At 61.4% G+C, this 17524-nt stretch carries 19 protein-coding genes, 1 tRNA gene and 2 pseudogenes; 12 read left to right on the top strand and 10 right to left on the bottom strand.

From position 1 onward, the window contains the following. The first annotated feature begins 321 nt into the window (after positions 1–321). Positions 322–1518: an amino acid aminotransferase gene (locus J3P95_RS09305; protein ID WP_434562360.1), complete on the top strand. Its 1197-nt coding sequence runs from the start codon at positions 322–324 to the stop codon at positions 1516–1518. A gap of 85 nt (positions 1519–1603) precedes the next feature. Here the strand turns inward: J3P95_RS09305 and J3P95_RS09300 are convergent, their stop codons facing one another. Then, positions 1604–1831, bottom strand: a complete 228-nt coding sequence (locus tag J3P95_RS09300; protein WP_434562358.1) for a hypothetical protein — start codon at positions 1829–1831, stop codon at positions 1604–1606. A 236-nt stretch (positions 1832–2067) separates the two neighbouring features. Here J3P95_RS09300 and J3P95_RS09295 point away from each other — a divergent pair. The 3 genes from J3P95_RS09295 to J3P95_RS09285 all read left to right on the top strand — a co-directional run bounded on the left by J3P95_RS09295 (position 2068) and on the right by J3P95_RS09285 (position 2856). Beyond that, positions 2068–2143: transfer RNA gene (locus J3P95_RS09295), tRNA-Asn, on the top strand. A 247-nt stretch (positions 2144–2390) separates the two neighbouring features. Beyond that, a complete protein-coding gene (locus J3P95_RS09290) occupies positions 2391–2585 on the top strand; it encodes a hypothetical protein (RefSeq protein WP_186614871.1) in 195 nt (64 codons plus the stop codon). A gap of 88 nt (positions 2586–2673) precedes the next feature. Next, complete coding sequence (locus tag J3P95_RS09285) at positions 2674–2856, top strand: hypothetical protein (RefSeq protein ID WP_434562356.1); 183 nt, start codon at positions 2674–2676, stop codon at positions 2854–2856. Here the strand turns inward: J3P95_RS09285 and J3P95_RS09280 are convergent. Beyond that, entirely contained in the window at positions 2853–3914 is a 1062-nt protein-coding gene (locus tag J3P95_RS09280; RefSeq protein WP_434562354.1) for an AI-2E family transporter, read from the bottom strand. The genes J3P95_RS09285 and J3P95_RS09280 overlap by 4 nt on opposite strands. 145 nt (positions 3915–4059) lie before the next feature. Between J3P95_RS09280 and J3P95_RS09275 the strand changes: the two are divergent. Beyond that, a pseudogene (locus tag J3P95_RS09275) lies at positions 4060–4230 on the top strand (U32 family peptidase); the annotation flags it as partial. Positions 4231–4463: 233 nt separating this feature from the next. Here J3P95_RS09275 and J3P95_RS09270 read toward each other — a convergent pair. From J3P95_RS09270 to J3P95_RS09240, 7 genes and pseudogenes are all read right to left on the bottom strand, one after another. Next, a complete protein-coding gene (locus tag J3P95_RS09270) occupies positions 4464–5219 on the bottom strand; it encodes a methyl-accepting chemotaxis protein (RefSeq protein WP_434626666.1) in 756 nt (251 codons plus the stop codon). Positions 5220–5321: 102 nt separating this feature from the next. Then, a pseudogene (locus tag J3P95_RS09265) lies at positions 5322–6143 on the bottom strand (cache domain-containing protein); the annotation flags it as partial. A gap of 168 nt (positions 6144–6311) precedes the next feature. Next, positions 6312–7628 (bottom strand): Na+/H+ antiporter family protein, encoded by a 1317-nt coding sequence (locus J3P95_RS09260; protein ID WP_434563756.1) that lies wholly within the window; start codon positions 7626–7628, stop codon positions 6312–6314. 164 nt (positions 7629–7792) lie between these two features. Beyond that, positions 7793–9106, bottom strand: a complete 1314-nt coding sequence (locus tag J3P95_RS09255; RefSeq protein ID WP_434562350.1) for an ATP-binding protein — start codon at positions 9104–9106, stop codon at positions 7793–7795. Further along, a complete protein-coding gene (locus J3P95_RS09250) occupies positions 9103–9771 on the bottom strand; it encodes a response regulator transcription factor (RefSeq protein WP_434562348.1) in 669 nt (222 codons plus the stop codon). The genes J3P95_RS09255 and J3P95_RS09250 overlap by 4 nt, the downstream gene beginning before the upstream one ends. Then, on the bottom strand, positions 9771–10082 hold the full coding sequence (locus J3P95_RS09245) for a PepSY domain-containing protein (RefSeq protein WP_186614850.1): 312 nt from the start codon (positions 10080–10082) through the stop codon (positions 9771–9773). Before J3P95_RS09245 ends, J3P95_RS09250 begins: the two co-directional genes overlap by 1 nt. Then, positions 10082–10390, bottom strand: a complete 309-nt coding sequence (locus J3P95_RS09240) for a PepSY domain-containing protein (protein WP_434562344.1) — start codon at positions 10388–10390, stop codon at positions 10082–10084. Before J3P95_RS09240 ends, J3P95_RS09245 begins: the two co-directional genes overlap by 1 nt. Positions 10391–10531: 141 nt before the next feature. Here J3P95_RS09240 and J3P95_RS09235 point away from each other — a divergent pair, with 141 nt between their 5' ends. The 7 genes from J3P95_RS09235 to codA all read left to right on the top strand — a co-directional run bounded on the left by J3P95_RS09235 (position 10532) and on the right by codA (position 16399). Continuing rightward, positions 10532–11611: a patatin-like phospholipase family protein gene (locus J3P95_RS09235; protein ID WP_434562342.1), complete on the top strand. Its 1080-nt coding sequence runs from the start codon at positions 10532–10534 to the stop codon at positions 11609–11611. 119 nt (positions 11612–11730) lie between these two features. Beyond that, a complete protein-coding gene (locus tag J3P95_RS09230; protein WP_434562340.1) occupies positions 11731–12018 on the top strand; it encodes a type II toxin-antitoxin system Phd/YefM family antitoxin in 288 nt (95 codons plus the stop codon). After that, on the top strand, positions 12008–12295 hold the full coding sequence (locus J3P95_RS09225) for a type II toxin-antitoxin system RelE family toxin (protein WP_434562338.1): 288 nt from the start codon (positions 12008–12010) through the stop codon (positions 12293–12295). Before J3P95_RS09230 ends, J3P95_RS09225 begins: the two co-directional genes overlap by 11 nt. 108 nt (positions 12296–12403) lie before the next feature. After that, a complete protein-coding gene (gene queD / locus J3P95_RS09220; RefSeq protein ID WP_003203918.1) occupies positions 12404–12760 on the top strand; it encodes a 6-carboxytetrahydropterin synthase QueD in 357 nt (118 codons plus the stop codon). Between the two features lie 92 nt (positions 12761–12852). Further along, the gene (locus J3P95_RS09215) at positions 12853–13683 is read left to right on the top strand and encodes an alpha/beta fold hydrolase (RefSeq protein WP_434562336.1); all 831 of its coding nucleotides are present in this window, start codon (positions 12853–12855) and stop codon (positions 13681–13683) included. A 186-nt stretch (positions 13684–13869) separates the two neighbouring features. Beyond that, entirely contained in the window at positions 13870–15141 is a 1272-nt protein-coding gene (gene codB, locus J3P95_RS09210) for a cytosine permease (RefSeq protein WP_434577716.1), read from the top strand. 10 nt (positions 15142–15151) lie between these two features. Then, positions 15152–16399, top strand: coding sequence for a cytosine deaminase (codA, locus tag J3P95_RS09205; protein WP_434577718.1), 1248 nt, complete (start codon positions 15152–15154; stop codon positions 16397–16399). 58 nt (positions 16400–16457) lie between these two features. Here the strand turns inward: codA and J3P95_RS09200 are convergent, their stop codons facing one another. Further along, the gene (locus J3P95_RS09200; protein WP_434577719.1) at positions 16458–17450 is read right to left on the bottom strand and encodes a diaminopimelate epimerase; all 993 of its coding nucleotides are present in this window, start codon (positions 17448–17450) and stop codon (positions 16458–16460) included. Positions 17451–17524 lie beyond the last annotated feature (74 nt).

The following is a 17524-nucleotide window of genomic DNA, read 5'->3' as shown; positions in this document are numbered from 1 at the left end:
CTGGGTTCACTCCTGTCGCCAGGCGACAGGAACGAGAAAGACCGAAACGACTGACGTCGATCGAGGAAAAAGCTGGAATGCATACAATGTGGAGGTGAATGCCTTCGCTTTCAAGACGAACGTCCTACACGCTTTGAAGACTTTGATGCGCAGAAGGGACTAACGGTCGAAAATAATCGAAAATACTTACGGTAAAGACCGAATAGCCTGTCGCCCTGCCCCGTGATGGCCTCTATACTAGCTCCCCGTTTGTGCACCGCTCTAGTGCATTCGGCTGGAGCGCGACACGTCCCCTCACTCTCCATTCAGAGCCGAGCAATAATGAGCCTGTTTTCTGCTGTCGAATTGGCACCACGCGACCCCATCCTGGGCCTCAACGAAGCTTTCAACGCCGACCCTCGTACCAATAAGGTCAACCTGGGCGTGGGTGTTTATTGCAACGAAGAGGGGCGTATTCCATTGCTGCGCGCCGTGGTTGAAGCCGAGACGACTCGCGTGGCTCAACACCTTGCCCGGGGTTACCTGCCGATCGATGGCATCGCCGCCTACGACCAGGCCGTCCAGACCCTGCTGTTTGGCAAGGACTCCCCGCTCATCGCTTCCGGTCGCATCATCACCACCCAAGCCGTGGGCGGCACCGGCGCATTGAAGATCGGTGCCGACTTTCTCAAGCAATTGCTGCCTGACGCAGTCGTGGCCATCAGCGATCCAAGTTGGGAAAACCACCGCGCACTCTTCGAAACCGCCGGCTTCGCGGTGCAGAACTACCGTTATTACGATGCCGCCACTCACGACGTGAATCGCAGCGGCCTGCTAGAAGACCTCACCGCCCTGCCCGATCGCTCGATCGTTGTGCTGCACGCCTGCTGCCACAACCCGACTGGCGTGGACCTGAGCCCGGAAGACTGGAAAAACGTGCTGGCCGTGGTCAAGGCCAAGAACCACGTGCCGTTCCTGGACATGGCCTACCAGGGCTTTGGCGAAGGCATCGACGAAGACGCCGCGGCCGTGCGCCTGTTTGCCGAGTCGGGACTGACCTTCTTTGCTTCCAGCTCGTTCTCCAAGTCGTTCTCGCTGTACGGCGAGCGCGTCGGCGCCCTGTCGATCGTCAGCGAATCGAAGGAAGAAAGTGCCCGCGTGCTGTCCCAGGTCAAGCGCGTGATCCGCACCAACTACTCCAACCCGCCGACCCACGGCGCCAGCATCGTCGCCGCCGTGCTCAATAGCCCTGATCTGCGGGCGCAGTGGGAAGCTGAACTGGCCGAAATGCGCCTGCGCATTCGCGGCATGCGTGACCAGATGGTCGACATGCTGGCCAAGGCCGCACCGCATCACGATTTCAGCTTCGTCGCACGCCAGAGCGGGATGTTCTCCTACTCCGGCCTGACCGTTGAACAAGTGACGCGCCTGCGCAGCGAGTTCGGCATCTATGCCTTGGACACCGGCCGCATCTGCGTGGCCGCGCTGAACCAGAACAACATCGATGCGGTGACCAAGGCCATCGTCCAGGTGATCTGACAGTTTCGGGCTGGATGAAAAAACGGGAAGCCATGGGCTTCCCTTTTTTTGGCCTGATGCTTTTGTGACCTGCTTCTCGCTGAGGCTACAGCTCCGTTGCCCGCTGGCTCGCCGCATCGTCGTAGATGACATACAACGACTCGGCCACCTGGCTCTTGATAGCCTTGGTGCTTTCCAGCCCCAGGACGAAACCCTCGGCCTTGCCACCGGCACGGTTCAGTTCCTCGGCGGTGCTGGCCTGGGTGATGGCGTCGTAGAGTTTCTCGGCGTGAGGTCCCACGCCCTTGGGCAAACTGATCTGGGCGATGCTCACAGGCACACCTCGGCGCGGTGGGCTGGGTGAGAGGGTAACAGGTGGTTCATGGTGCGTACCTTAAAGTCGGCGAATGGCCGGCAGCGCATCCTGCCACTTCCGGGCAACCATGGTAGCCCTCTCTCGCCATTGCAGTAACTGCCAATCGTTGATGGGTCCTTCGATAGGCGAAAGGAATGTGCCGCCGGGCAATAGATGCTTGACTTCTCTTTTCCAATCAGTAACATACGCGCCATTCCGCGATAGCTCAGTTGGTAGAGCAAGTGACTGTTAATCACTGGGTCCCTGGTTCGAGTCCAGGTCGTGGAGCCAGATAGCAACACAAAAAGCCCCTGGATCGAAAGGTCCAGGGGCTTTTTTGTGGGCGTTGTCTCGATGGAGTGGCCGCATACCGCCTGCCTGGGGTCGCTACCGGAACAATAGTTTGGCGCCAACAAGGCACTATGGTCTGAATCCTGCTTTCTTTTTCCAGAAAACCGAGCTGTCACCTGAGCGTCATGGCAGTGCCGCAAACTGCCGCTGTCCGCCGAACAGCTTTCATAACAACAAGGACGAAGCCATGCCAACCCAAAATCCCCATCGCATCGTTGGAATCTGCACCTCCAGCAAGGTGTACAACGCGCTGACCGAACTCAAGCACCTGGAAGGCCACCGCAGCGCCAAGTTCCTTTCCCTGCTAGCGGAAAACCTGGTCCGCAAGGGCGTGCTCAATGAGCAGGAAGTGGTGCACATGCTCGATCTGGTCGTCGATTGAGCGGCATCGATTCCTACTATTGAAGCGGTTGATTTTCTGTCATCCCGGTTGAGTCGTAAGGTAACCCCATCGATTGATGGAGGTTCCCATGCCCAAGGTTCAAATCATGTCTGTGATTGGCAGTGCCGTCCCCGCCCGGCTCAGGGAGCGTGGTCTGTTGGCTTGCTGGTATCTGGTGCAGGACGGCGTGACGATCAGCGGCCCGCTGACTTCGCTACCCGCCGCCCAGGCTTTGTCGCAACGTATCGGTCCTTATGTGCTGAATGCCTAAGGCAGCTGCACCCGCGGCTTGCCTTCGACGAACAAGGCCCAGCAGGACATGAACAATGCCGCAATCAGCGGCCCGATGACGAAGCCGTTCAACCCGAACACCGCCAAGCCGCCCAGGGTCGAGACCAGAACCATGTAGTCCGGCATCTTGGTGTCCTTGCCCACGAGGATCGGGCGCAGGAAATTGTCCACCAGGCCGATCACGAATACGCCGAACAACGTCAGCACCACGCCCTGCCAGATCGAACCCGCCAACAGGAAATACACCGCAACCGGAGCCCAGACGATGCCCGCCCCCACGGCCGGTAACAGCGACAGGAATGCCATCAGCACCGCCCAGGGCAGGACCGTCGGAATGCCGAGGATCCAGAAAATCAAGCCGCCCAAAGCGCCTTGGGTGATTGCTACCAGCAGGTTGCCCTTCACGGTCGCCCGGACGACCCGGTTGAATTTCAGCTGAAGACGGCGCTTCTGGTGCTCCGCCAGGGGAATGGCCGAACGGACCTTGCGCACCAGTTCAGGACCGTCGCGCAGGAAAAAGAACAACAGATAGAGCATGACGAAGAAGCTCACCAGGAACTGGAACGTGCCCTGGCCGAAACTGAACGCCTGGGTGGCGAAGAATTCACTGCCCTGCATCGCGCTCTTGACGATTTTGTCGCGCAGCCCACTCAAGTTGCCCAGGCCAAAACGGTCCAGCAAATGTTGAAAATAAGGCGGCAGCGCATCCTTGAAGCGGGCCAGATAATCGGCGACGTCCAGCTCGCCACTTTCCAGGCTCTTGTAGAGTGCCGCACCCTCCTGAACCAGCAAGGTACTGATGACGATCACCGGCAAGATAGCGATGAGCATGCAAAGGGTCAGGGTAACCAGCGTGGTGAGGTTACGCGGCCAATTGAGTTTCAGTTGCAGGCGCCGCTGCAGCGGCGCGAAGACGATGCCCAGGATCACCGCCCAGAAAACTGCACCATAGAACGGCAGCAGGATCCAGACGAAGGCGATGCTGACCAGGATCAGCAACAGCATCTGGGATTTGTCTTGGAGATTCTTGCGGTTCATTTGCTTTCCATGTCCTTGGCAGATAAACGTTAGTCAGCCAGGACTCGCCGGAGTGCCGTCGCGTCTGTTGCGCCGCACTGATCCAGATCAATACCGTCCGGCAGGCCTCGGCGTACCCTCGGCGCTTTTGCGATTCGACGCCACCATGCCCCTCGTAGCCTCCGAACTCCTCGCCCCTGCCGGCACCCTGAAAAACATGCGCTACGCCTTTGCCTACGGCGCCGACGCGGTATACGCCGGCCAGCCCCGCTATAGCCTGCGGGTGCGCAACAATGAATTCGACCATGCCAACCTGGCCCTGGGGATTGAAGAGGCCATCGACGTGGCGCCGGGGGATGGCCACGTGGTGTACGTGCCGATCCCGGATGCGGTGGATTTGCGGTTTGGGTTGTTGATGCGCGATGTGCGCCTCGGTGATGCAAGGTAATTGCGGCAGAAACTGCCGAAGGCTGCGATCCTTCTTTCCCGATAGGACCCGGTTGCCCGGGTGAAAACATCTGGATCGAGATCGAAAGATCGCAGCCTTCGGCAGCTCCCGCCGCACCGATGTCAGATCCGGAACTGCCCCACCAGTTTGCCCAAGCGCTGGCCCAGGTCGGCCAGGCTGCGGGAGGTCTGGGCGCTGAGTTGGGTTTCGTCGGCGACGCTGTCCACGGCCACGGCGATCTGATGCACGCTGCGGTTGATTTCCTCGGCCACCGCGGTCTGTTCTTCGGCGGCGCTGGCGATCTGGGCGTTCATCGAGTTGATGGTGCCGATCAGCTGCGCCATGGTGTCGAGGGAGGCGCCCGCCTCGTTGGCCCGCTCCGAGGTGCCATCGCCGGCCTCACTGGAACGACGCATCGCTTCCACCGCCGCATGCGTACCCGATTGCAGGCGGTCAATCATGCCCTGGATTTCCTGGGTGCTTTGCTGGGTTCGGCTGGCCAGGGCGCGGACTTCGTCGGCGACCACCGCAAAACCCCGGCCCGCCTCGCCGGCACGCGCGGCCTCGATAGCAGCGTTGAGCGCCAGCAGGTTGGTCTGCTCGGCGATCGAACGAATCACGCCAAGCACACTGACGATCGACGCCACGTCCTGCTGCAGGCTGTCCAAAGACACGCCGCTGCTGCGGATATCGTTCACCAGCGCATGAATTTGCTGGATGCTGCCGGCGACCACGCGTTTGGCAGACTGGCCTTCTTCGTCGGTCTGCTGGGCCGCGACGGCGGCGCCCTGGGCACTGCGGGCGACTTCCTGGGCAGCGGACGACATCTCGTTGATCGCCGTGGCGACCTGGTCGGTTTCGTGGCGCTGGCGCTCCATGGCCTGCTCGGAACGCTGGGCCTGCTCGGACACTTGCGTCACCAGCCCGGTCAGTTGCGAGGTCATGTCGGTAATCTGCCTTACCAGGCCGTGGATCTTGTCGACGAAGCGGTTGAACGAGCCGGCCAGTTGGCCCAGTTCGTCCTGGCTGGTGATGGTCAACCTCCGGGTCAGGTCGCCCTCGCCCGCTGCGATGTCATCGAGGTTGGCTTTCATCAAGTGCAGAGGACGCAGGATCGTATTGGCGAGCACCAGGCCCACCACCGCGATCACCAGCAACACCACGGCGGCGATCCCGACGATACTCAGGATCACGCCTTGCAGGCGATCGTGGACCTTGGCTTCCACCAGCGCCACCTGGGCTTCGATGCCGTCCAGGTTGACCGAACTGCCGACCGCCATGTCCCATTTGGACAGGTAGTCGGTGTAGCCGAGCTTGGGCACCAGGTCCTTGCTGCCGGGCAGCGGCGAGCTGTATTCCAGGTAATGCGTCCCGTCCTTGGCGACCTTCACCAGGTCACGGTTGACATAGACACCGTTCGGGTCGCGGTTGTCCTTGAAACTCTTGCCCACGCCATCGGGGCTGTTGGCCTTGAACAGGCGAATGGTCTCGGAGTCGTAGCCGAAGAAGTAGCCGTCCTTGCCATAGCTGATATTCGACAGCAGCTTGATTGCCTGGGCGCGCGCTTCGTTATCACCGGGTGCGGCGGCGTCGTAGAGCGGCTTGATGGCGGTAAGGCCGACCGCGACATAATTCTGCAGCGTAGCCTTGGCCTCGCTGAGGAGGCGTTCGCGGGTCTGCTGGACTTCTTTGCTGGCCTGTTCCTTCAAGATGAACGCAGTGGTTAGACTGATGATCACCGCGGACAGCAATACCGGCAGTATTGCCAGGGACAGGACTTTAGCCTTCAAGCTCAGGCGCATGCTGTTCACTCTTGTAAGTTTTATGGCGTGGTTAGACCTGTTAACGGCACTACGCGGGAAAACTGTAGGACAAGGTGAGACGGTACGCCGAGCGGGCGAGAAACCGGGACGCTGGGTTTGGAGGCTCCTTCGCGAGCCTGCTGGCGAAGGAGCGGACTGCGACGTGAGTTACAACACCATCGCCGCCACCCAACCGAACGCCAGCAGCGGCAGGTTGTAGTGGATGAAAGTCGGGACCACGGTGTCCCAGATGTGGTGATGCTGGCCGTCGATGTTCAGGCCGGAGGTCGGGCCGAGGGTCGAGTCCGACGCAGGCGAGCCGGCATCGCCCAAGGCACCGGCGGTGCCGACGATGCAGACGATCGCCAATGGGCTGAAGCCCAGCTGCAGGCACAACGGCACGAAAATCGTCGCCAGGATCGGCACGGTGGAGAACGATGAGCCGATGCCCATGGTCACCAGCAAGCCCACCAACAGCATCAGCAATGCCCCGACGCCCTTGTTGTGGCCGATCCAGGCCGCGGAGGTTTCCACCAGGCTCTGCACTTCGCCGGTGGCCTTCATCACTTCGGCGAACCCCGAGGCGGCGATCATGATGAAGCCGATCATCGCCATCATTTTCATGCCTTCGGTAAACAGGTCGTCCGTCTCGCGCCAGCGCACCACGCCCGATACCGAGAAAATCAGGAAGCCAGCCAAGGCGCCGATGATCATCGAGTCCAACAACAATTGAATGGCGAACGCCGCCGCAATTGCCAGACCCGCCACCATCAGGCTCAGCGGGTTGTAGCGCACGGCCACTTGCTCGGCCTTGGCAATTTTCTTCAGGTCGTAGACGCGTTTCTTCCGATACGTGATAAACGACAGCACCAGGCCAAACACCATGCCCAGCGCCGGGATGCCCATGGCGTGGGTGACGTTGATGCCACTGACGTCCACACCGCTGCGGGCGATATTGGCCAAGAGGATTTCGTTGAGGAAGATGTTGCCGAAGCCCACCGGCAGGAACATGTAGGGCGTGATCAGGCCGAAGGTCATGACGCAGGCCATCAATCGACGATCCAGTTGCAGCTTGGTCAGCACATAAAGCAGTGGCGGCACCAGCAGCGGAATGAAGGCGATGTGGATCGGCAGGATGTTCTGGGAAGCGACCGCAACGGTGCCCAGCAGGCCAATCAATACCCACTTGACGCCCGAACCGCCCGCGGCGTCCTGACGATCGACCATAGCCAGGGCTTTGTCGGCCAGGGCATGGGCCATGCCTGACTTGGCGATTGCCACCGCGAAAGCGCCGAGCAAGGCGTAGGACAACGCCACCGTCGCGCCGCCGCCAAGGCCGGCATTGAACGCCTTGAGTGTCGCCTCGATGCCCAGGCCGCCCATCAAGCCGCCCACCAGTGCGCCCACGATCAGCGCGATCACCACATGCACGCGGGACAGGCTGAGCACCAGCATGACGCCAACCGCGGCAATTACTGCATTTATCATCGTTACCTCAGAGCACAGCGATGGAAAGCCACCGGACAAAAAGGTCGCGACTTTGCAGCAAGCGGCGGCAAGCTGCAAGGGTCATGCGGCGGGTTTTGCATTCATTCCAGATGTCCCGTGTGCGGGCTTGCTTGTTCACACAAAGGCGCCCTGCACCCGGATCAACGCCGAGGCAGTTGGATCACGACCTTCAACCCGCCCCACTCGCTGTCGCCCAACGCCAGCGTGCCGCCCCAGGTATCAACGATGTCGCGCACGATGCCCAGTCCCAGGCCATGGCCGTCGGTCTGCTCATCCAGGCGCGTGCCGCGGCTGAAGACCTGGTCGCGGCGATCCTCGGGGATACCGGGACCGTCGTCTTCCACCAGCAGGCTAAAGCCCTCGGCCGTTTCGATCACGCTCAGGCGCACTTCGGCGTCGGCCCATTTGCAGGCGTTGTCCAGCAGATTGCCCAACAACTCCAGCAGGTCTTCGCGATCCCAAGGCAGGTGCAAGCCGGGCGGTGCGATGTAAGCCAGGTGCAGATGCTCGCCATGGATCATGTTCAGGGTCGCCAGCAGCCCCGGCAGTTCGGCGTCGCAATCCAGGTGCGCGCCGGGCAAGGCATCGCCGGACAGCCGGGCGCGGTTGAGTTCGCGGTTCAGGCGCTGGCGAACCTGCTCAAGTTGTTCCAGCAGCAGCTTGCGCAACTCGGGATACGGATCGAGCTTCTCGTTCGACGCCAGGCTTTGCAGCACCGCCAACGGCGTCTTCAAGGCATGGCCCAGGTTACCGAGGGCGTTGCGTGAACGCTTGAGGCTGTCCTCGGTATGGGCCAGCAAATGGTTGATCTGCGCCACCAGCGGCTCCAGTTCCCTGGGCACTTGTTCGTCGAGTTGCGAGCGCTGCCCGCGCTGCAATTGGGCAATCTGTTCCCGGGCCTTCTCTAAAGGACGCAGGGCGCGGTGCACGGTGAAGCGCTGCAACAACAGGATCAGCAGCAAACCCGCCAAGCCGAGGCCAACGCCAATCTGCTGCATCCGCAGGAAGCTGTCACGGACCGGCGTGTAGTCCTGGGCCACGCTGATGGAAATCGCCTGGCCCAGGCGCCGATAGTCGGTGCGCAGCACCAGCAGTTTCTGGCCCTCGGGCCCCAGCTGCAGATTGCTGTGCAGCCCCGGATGATCGAGCCGCGGCAGCTCCTGGTCCCATAGGGAGCGGGAGCGCCAATGCGTGTCGGCAAAATCGATGCGGAAGTAATGCCCGGAAAAGGGCCGAAGATAAGCCGGAGACAAACGTCGCTCGTCCAGTTGCAAACCTTGCGGACCCCGGACCAGCGCCACCAGCAGATTCTCGCTGTCGTTACGTAATCCCGCTTCCAGGTAGCGCTGCAAACCCAGTTCGAACAGCCACAGGCTGGTCTGCGCCAGGACCAGGCCGACCACGACCATCACGCCGATCAAGCCCAGGCTCAAGCGCCGCTGGATGGATCTCACTGCGCCTGCCCGCCGAACAGGTACCCCTGGCCGCGACGGGTTTCGATCACGCTGCGCCCCAATTTGCGCCGCAGGTGATTGACGTGGACCTCCAGCACATTGGAATCTCGCTCGGTCTCACCGTCGTACAAGTGCTCGGCGAGATGGCTTTTGGAAAGGATCTGCTCGGGGTGGAGCATGAAATAGCGCAACAAGCGAAACTCGGCGGCGGTCAGCTGGATTTCCGCGCCGTCACGAATCACGCACTGCCGGCCTTCGTCCAGGTGCAGCCCCGCCGCCTGGAGCGTCGGTTGGTTCGCCTGGCCGTGGGATCGACGCAACAGCGCCTGGATCCGCAGGTGCAGCTCCTCGGGATGGAACGGCTTGGTCAAGTAGTCATCGGCGCCGGCCTTGAGCCCTTCGATACGCTCCGCCCAGGATCCGCGGGCGGTGAGAATCAACACCGGGGCGGTCAAGCCTGCGGCACGCCATTGGGCCAGGACCTCAAGCCCGGGCACCCCTGGCAGGCCAAGGTCGAGGATAATCAGGTCATAGGGCTCGCTACTGCCCTGGTAAATCGCGTCGCGACCATCGGCGAGCCAATCGACGGCGTAGCCCTGTCGGGCAAGCCCGGCCATCAGTTCGTCGGCCAGGGGAACGTGATCCTCCACCAAAAGCAGGCGCATCAGTCTTCCTTATCTTTGAGTAAACGGCCGGTCGCGGCCTCCAGGTCCAATTCGCGCACAACGCCATCGGTGTCCAGCAACTCGACTTCATAAATGTAGACGCCGTTTTTTTCTTCCAGCTCGGCCTCCAACAGTTTCGCGCCCGGATGCCGGTCCAGCGCCTGCTGCAGCAGTTGCTCAAGCGGCAAGATCACGCCCTGCTGGCGCAATTGCAAGGCCTCGTCCTGATCCAGGTCCCGCGCCACGGCCAGCGAACAGAATGTCAGCAGCACCAGCGCCCAGCGGCCCCGGGTGCGTTGATTAAACTTCATTACGTATCCTGATGATTCTTGAGCACCTTGCCGGTGACGGCGTCGAGTTCCAGGTCCCACTCGATGCCCTTGGCATCCCGCAGGTCCACCTTGTAACGATACTTGCCATACTCTTCCTCCAGCTCGGTATCGGTCAGGGTGGCGCCAGGGTGTTCGGCCAGGGCGGCGGCGTTGAGTTTTTCGAAAGGCTGGATGGTACCAGCGTCCAACAGGTTTTGGGCTTCGGCGGCGCTGAGGTCTCGCGCTTGAGCCAGCCCGGTACTGATCACCAGAAGCGTCACGATGGAAAAGGCAGTCAGACGGTTCACGGGTTATCTCCTTCTTATAATCTTCACCGGACAACTGTATCGGCAGGAACTTAACTGAAACTGAATTGCCATCATTGGACCCAAGCCAAATCTGCGAGGTGTGTCGTTATAATCACCCGCTTGCCTGTATTCGAGATCGGTATGACCGCCATTCACATCAAGTACCCTGCCCTCACGCTCAAGGCCGGCCCTCGCGCCTTCCTGCGCATCCGTCAGGCCGGCCTCAAGCCCGCCGACGTCGGCATCCTTCCGGGCGCCGCCGGTGGTCCGAAGGCCTTGGGTATCCAGGGGCTTGACTTGGCATTGTTCGGCGAATGGCTGCCCGCCGCCCCGCGAGAGCGTTCGTTGATCGGCGCTTCGGTGGGTTCATGGCGCTTTGCTAGCGCCTGCCTGCCGGACGCTGCAGAAGGAATCCGTCGCCTGGGTAGCTTGTACAACGAACAGAGCTTTGCCAAAGGCGTGACCATGGCTGGGGTCAGCCAGAGTTCGCAACGCATGCTCGATGACTTGCTTGACGGTCGCGACCTGAGCATTCTCGACAACCCGCATTACCGGCTCAACATCATGGTGGTCAAGAGCCACGGCAGCCTGGCACTGGATCACCGCGCACGGCTGGGTCTGGGCCTGTCGTCGGTGATTGCCGACAACCTGCGCGGCCGGGCGCGGCTGTCCCGGCATTTCGAACGGCTGATCGTGCACGATCCCCGCCTGGCGCCACCGCTGCATCCGCTGACCGACTTCCCGTCGCGCTTCGTGCCGCTGGTGGCCGGCAACCTGCGCCAGGCGTTGCTGGCGTCGGGCTCGATCCCGATGGTGATGGAAGGCGTGCGCGACTTGCCTGGCGCCGGTGCCGGGACCTACCGCGATGGCGGGTTGTTGGATTACCACCTTGACCTGCCCTACAGCGGCGAGGACATCGTCCTGTATCCGCACTTTACCGATCGGGTCATCCCCGGCTGGTTCGACAAGGGCCTGCCGTGGCGTCGCGGCAACATCGAGCGCCTGCAGGACGTGTTGCTGCTGGCGCCGTCGCGCGAATACCTGTCCCGCCTGCCGTTCGGCAAACTGCCGGACCGCAACGACTTCAAGCGTTTCATGGGCGATGACGCGAGCCGCCGCAAATACTGGAGCACAGCGATGGACGAAAGCCGCCGGCTGGGCGACGAGTTCCTCGAGCTGACCGCCAATGGTGGATTGGGCGAACGTTTGCTGACCCTTTAGTCAGCACGCTCGCGCAACACAGAGGTACGTGGGCGCCTAGAGTCGGATGTTGCGATGAGCTGCGCTTGCCTGGACGACCCAAAAAAGACCAGAATAAAGTCCATTATAGGAGCCTACCCATGCAAATCGTCTTGGCTGATGTGGCCGTCAGCGTATCGGAACTGAAAAAAAATCCGTCCGCCGTCCTCAACGGTGCTAACGGTTCGCCAGTGGCCGTGTTGAACCATAATCGCGTGATGGGCTACATGGTGCCGGCAAGCGTCTACGAAGCAATGATCGAGCGCCTGGATGAGTTGGAGCTGGCCCAGGTGGTGAAGGCCCGGCTTGAGGCCAACGACACGCCCGTGCGCGTGTCGATGGACGATCTCATTGGCGAGGCTGAGGCTGCTATCGCCAATGGGCACTGATTATGCTGTCGAATGGAACCCGAAGGCACTCAAAGAGCTTAAGAAACTGGACGGTGTCGTCCGTTTACAGTTTTTGAAAAAACTTCAGGAACGGCAAGGGCACCCCCGCGTGCCGGGCGACGCCCTTCATGGAATGAAAGACTGCTACAAGATCAAATTGCGCGGCGCTGGCTATCGACTGGTATATCGCATCGAAGATGAGCGAATTGTCATTCTGGTCATAGCAGTCGGTAAGCGCGAGCGCAGCAGCGTCTACGATTCGGCCAAGACACGCTAAGACAGGTGCGTTTGCTGACCCTTTAGTCAGCACGCTCGCGCAACACCTGGATCAAACTGATAAACTGCGCCGCCTGCCTCGCGCCCGCCCATTCAAAGAGCCAAATCTGTGGAAATCTTCAAGGAATTTACATTCGAATCCGCCCACCGCCTGCCTCACGTGCCGGATGGCCACAAGTGCGGTCGCCTTCATGGTCACTCGTTCAAGGTGGCGATCCACCTCAGTGGCGACATCGATCCGCACACCGGCTGGATTCGCGACTTCTCGGAAATCAAGGCGATCTTCAAGCCGCTCTACGAGCGCCTGGACCACAACTACCTTAATGACATCCCAGGCCTGGAAAACCCCACCAGCGAAGTCTTGGCCAAGTGGATCTGGAACGAGTTGAAGCCGTTGCTGCCGGAACTCAGCGCCATTCGTATCCACGAGACCTGCACCAGCGGTTGCATCTATCACGGCGAGTAGACAAGTCCCCTCACACAGGTTGTTGTTGGCAGACTCACGTCAGGGTTTTGTGTCTATGCTTTCTGGCTCGAACATGCCAAGAGGACACAATCATGACCCACTGGCCGCTGGATCAAGTCTACAACTTCGACGGACATCCCATCCGCTACGCCGTCCAAGGCGACGGCCCGCCGCTGGTGTTTGTCCACGGCACACCATTCTCTTCTTATGTATGGCACCGGATCGCCCCGTTGTTCTTTGCCTCGCATAAAGTCCATTACTTCGACCTGCTGGGTTACGGCCAGTCCGCGCAACCTGACGCCGATGTGTCTCTCGGCGTGCAAAACCGCTTGTTCGAAAGGCTGCTTGAGCATTGGGACCTGGACTGTCCAGACGTAGTGGCCCATGACTTCGGTGGTGCCACCGCCCTGCGGGCGCATCTGCTCGATGGCAAGGACTACCGAAGCCTTACGCTGATCGACCCGGTGGCCTTATCGCCCTGGGGTTCACCTTTTGTCCAGCATGTGCGCCAACATGAAGCGGCGTTCAGCGGCTTGCCCGATTATATCCAGCGAGCCATCGTGCCGACGTATATCCGCGGCGCAATAAAACGAGACATCCCGGACGAAGAACTGGCGCCCTATGTACAGCCATGGCTCGGCGAGACCGGCCAGGCCGCGCTCTATCGGCAGATTGCGCAGATGGACGAGTGCTACACCGATCAGGTCCAGGACTTGTACCCGCAAGTGCGCTGCCCGACGCAAATACTCTGGGGCGAGGACGACCAATGGATCCCCATCGAGCGCGGCAGGGCGCTGCACACCATGATTCCGGGCGCGCAGTTTCACCCGGTGCCGAACGCCGGGCACTTGGTTCAGGAAGACGCGCCGGAAGCCATCGTCGCGGCGCTGTTGCGATTCTTATTGGTGCACGTTCAGACCTGAACGCATCGTTTCGTGGAAGCGGGCCTCTGAGCCGGACGGTCCGTGTTCCAACTTGAATCATCCCTGCTCCGCTTTTGCTCCTTGAACCCCACCGGATCCACAACTTGGCTATACATAACCGGCGATCGCTGGTTTGGCACGGCCGCTGCACGCTTGCGTTTTTCCTTTTTCCGCAAGGACCGCCACATGACTCAGAACGATCCGGGCAACGACTATCCTTTGAGCGAAGTGCCGATGCATGCGCGCAAGGGTTTGGCCTCCACGGCCATGGTGCTGTTGGGCTTCACCTTTTTCACCGCGACCATGTTTGCCGGAGGCAAGCTGGGCGTGGCGTTCGGTTTCGCCGAGATGCTCAGCGTCATCGTCATTGGCAACCTGCTGCTGGGCCTGTATGCCGCAGGCCTGGGTTACATCGCCTTCAGGAGCGGGCTCAATTCGGTGTTGATGGGGCGGTTCTGTTTCGGCGAGGTGGGCAGCAAGCTCAGCGACTTGATCCTGGGTTTCACTCAAATCGGCTGGTACGCCTGGGGCACGGCCACCGCGGCGGTGGTGCTGGGCAAGTATTTCGAACTGAGCCAGGGGACCGTGCTGGGGCTGATGGTGCTGTTCGGGCTGGGGTTCTGCGCCACGGCCTACATTGGCTATCGCGGGCTGGAAATACTGTCCTACATCGCCGTGCCGGCGATGATGTTGCTGCTGATGCTGTCCATGTGGGTAGCGACGGTTACGGTCGGCGGCCTTGATGGCCTGCTGGCGGTGGTACCCACGGGCAGCCTGGACTGGTCGACCGCGATCACGCTGGTGTTTGGCACCTTTGTCAGCGGTGCCACCCAGGCGACCAACTGGACACGTTTTTCCCGTTCGGCGAAGGCCGCGGTCCTGGCCAGCCTGATTGGCTTCTTTATCGGCAATGGCCTGATGGTCCTGATCGGTGCCTACGGAGCCATCGTCTATCAGCAGCCGGACGTGGTCGAAGTCCTGTTGTTGCAGGGTTTCGCCATGGCCGCAATGGCCATGTTGCTGCTCAACATCTGGAGCACCCAGGACAACACCATCTACAACTTCGCCGTGGCCGGCTGCAACCTGCTGCGCACCCGTCGCCGCAGGACGGTCACACTGGCCGGCGCGGTGATCGGCACGCTGCTCGCGCTACTGGGCATGTACGACATGCTGGTGCCTTATCTGATTCTGCTCGGCACGGTCATCCCGCCCATTGGCGGCGTGATCATGGCCGATTTCTTCTTCCGCTGGCGTGGTCGCTATCCTCGATTGGCCGAGGCGCAACTGCCGGCGTTCAATTGGCCAGGCTTATGTGCCTACGGCGTCGGCACCCTCGCGGCATTCAACTCGCCATGGATCGCGCCACTGGTAGGAATCGCCACCGGCGCGCTAACGTATGTGCTATTGATCGGCGTACTGGGTAGCCGCACCGCCACCGCGCCACTCCAAGACCTATAAGGATTGTCCGATGCACATCATCAACGCCCGCCTGCGCAACCGCGAAGGCTTGCATGAACTGCACCTGGAAAACGGCCTGATCGCCAACATCGCCCGCCAGACCGAGGCCCCCACCCTGGCGGCCGAAGACCTCGACGCGGGCGGCAACCTGGTGGTGCCGCCTTTCGTCGAACCCCACATCCACCTGGACGCCACCCTAACCGCCGGTGAACCGCGCTGGAACATGAGCGGCACGCTGTTCGAGGGCATCGAGTGCTGGGGCGAACGCAAGGCCACCATCACCGAGGAAGACACCAAGACCCGCGCCAAGAAAACCCTGCAGGCCCTCGCCGCCCATGGCATCCAGCATGTGCGCACCCACGTCGACGTGACCGATCCGGCGCTTACCGCGCTCAAGGCGATGTTGCAAGTGCGCGAGGAAAGTCGTCATCTGGTCGACATGCAGATCGTGGCTTTCCCCCAGGAAGGCATCGAGTCCTACCGCAACGGCCGCGAGCTGATGGAAGAAGCGATCCGCATGGGCGCCGACGTGGTGGGCGGCATTCCGCATTTCGAATACACCCGCGACCAGGGCGTCAGCTCGGTGAAATTCCTGATGGACCTGGCCGAGCGCACCGGCTGCCTGGTGGATGTGCATTGCGACGAAACCGACGACCCGCATTCGCGCTTCCTGGAAGTGCTCGCCGAAGAAGCCCGCAGCCGCGACATGGGCGCCAGGGTGACCGCCAGCCACACCACGGCCATGGGTTCCTACGACAATGCGTACTGCGCCAAACTGTTCCGCCTGCTGGGACATTCGGGCATCAGCTTCGTATCCTGCCCCACCGAAAGCATTCACCTGCAAGGGCGCTTCGACAACTTCCCCAAACGCCGCGGTGTCACCCGCGTCAATGAGCTGCTCGAAGCCGGGATGAACGTGTGCTTCGGCCAGGACTCCATCGTCGATCCGTGGTATCCACTGGGCAACGGCAATATCCTGCGAGTGCTCGAAGCCGGCCTGCATATCTGTCATATGCTCGGCTACCGCAACCTGCAAAGCGCGCTAGACCTGGTCACTGACAACAGCGCCAAGGCCATGGCCCTGGGCGAACGCTACGGGCTGGAACCCGGACGCCCGGCGAACCTGCTGATCCTCTCGGCTGACAGCGACTACGAAGTGATCCGCAGCCAAGGCCTGCCGATCTACTCGATCCGCAACGGCGAAGTGCTGATGAAACGGCAGATGCCGGTGGTGGAATTTGGCCCGCAGTTGGGCTGAAGGGTAAAATCGGCGAGCGGGAGCTCGCCAGTGAAAACGTCATTGGCGCGCTGATACGCTATGGCAGAAGCCGCGCCGTGCCGAACAGGCTGACCCGGACCAATTCACCCGCCTGTTCCTCCAGCAGGATGGGCGCAGTGCCGCCGGGCATCACGACGCGTACCGGCCCGGCCTTCACCCAGCCCACCCGCCAAGCAGCACTGGCCACGGCGCTGACGCTGGTGCCAGACGACGCGGTGGGACCTTCGCCCCGCTCGAACACCCGAGCGTCGATCCGTCCCTCGGCCGCGGGCGATGCCCACTGCAGGTTTACCCCCGCCCAACAAGGCATCCCCGTCCCGCCGGGCGCCGCATAGGCAATACGAGTCAGGTTTTGCGACAGCGGCTCGGCGCGCATCTGTGCAAGGCTTGGCAGCGCGGCCGCGTCATCCACCAAGGTCACGCAATGAGGATTGCCGATGCGCACGAACTGGCTGTAGCGCCAGGCCAGGTTCAATGCATGGAGCGATGGCACGCGACTCACGTCGCACTGGTTGAACGTCACGTTTTCCGTGCCGTCGGCATCGACGGCCAGGGGACCGAACGACGGTGCGCCCAAGTCCAGCCAGAAGCCTTGGACACCTTCGAACTCAGCGACACGAACCGATGTTTGCAGGGGTGAGCCACCGTCGTGTTTGTCGTGATGAACCTGTAGCACGCAGCCATCATCCTCCGGCAGCAACCCTCGTTCTTGCAGGGACAGGGAGAAAATCGTCAGGCCATTGCCGCTGCGCTCGGCCAGTGTGCCGTCGGTATTGACGATCAGCAGATCAAAGGGCGGCGCGTCCTGGAACGGGCCGACCAGCAGGCCGTCGCTACGATGGGCCTTGGCGTCCGGCGGCGCCTTTCCCGCTGCCCAACCGCAGAAGGCCTGCACGGCGGTGGTGCTCCAGGCTTCACGCGTTTGCGCGGCCTGGGCGGCAGACAGCGGCAAGTCAATGCCATGGGCACGGACCTGCCGCGGTGAAACCACGCCATAAATATTGCCGCGCGCATCATAAAATCGTGTCATGCACCTGATCCGGTCAATCAGCGAAAGGATCGCCACTTTATGCCGGCTGGGCCCACAGGGGCAAAGCTTGTGGT

Origin of the sequence: Pseudomonas sp. Z5-35 (assembly GCF_051131945.1) — a bacterium.
In the GTDB taxonomy this organism is placed as follows: domain Bacteria; phylum Pseudomonadota; class Gammaproteobacteria; order Pseudomonadales; family Pseudomonadaceae; genus Aquipseudomonas; species Aquipseudomonas marvdashtae.
The sequence above is the reverse complement of the archived record's forward strand: the minus strand, read 5'-3'. Positions and strand labels throughout refer to the sequence as shown.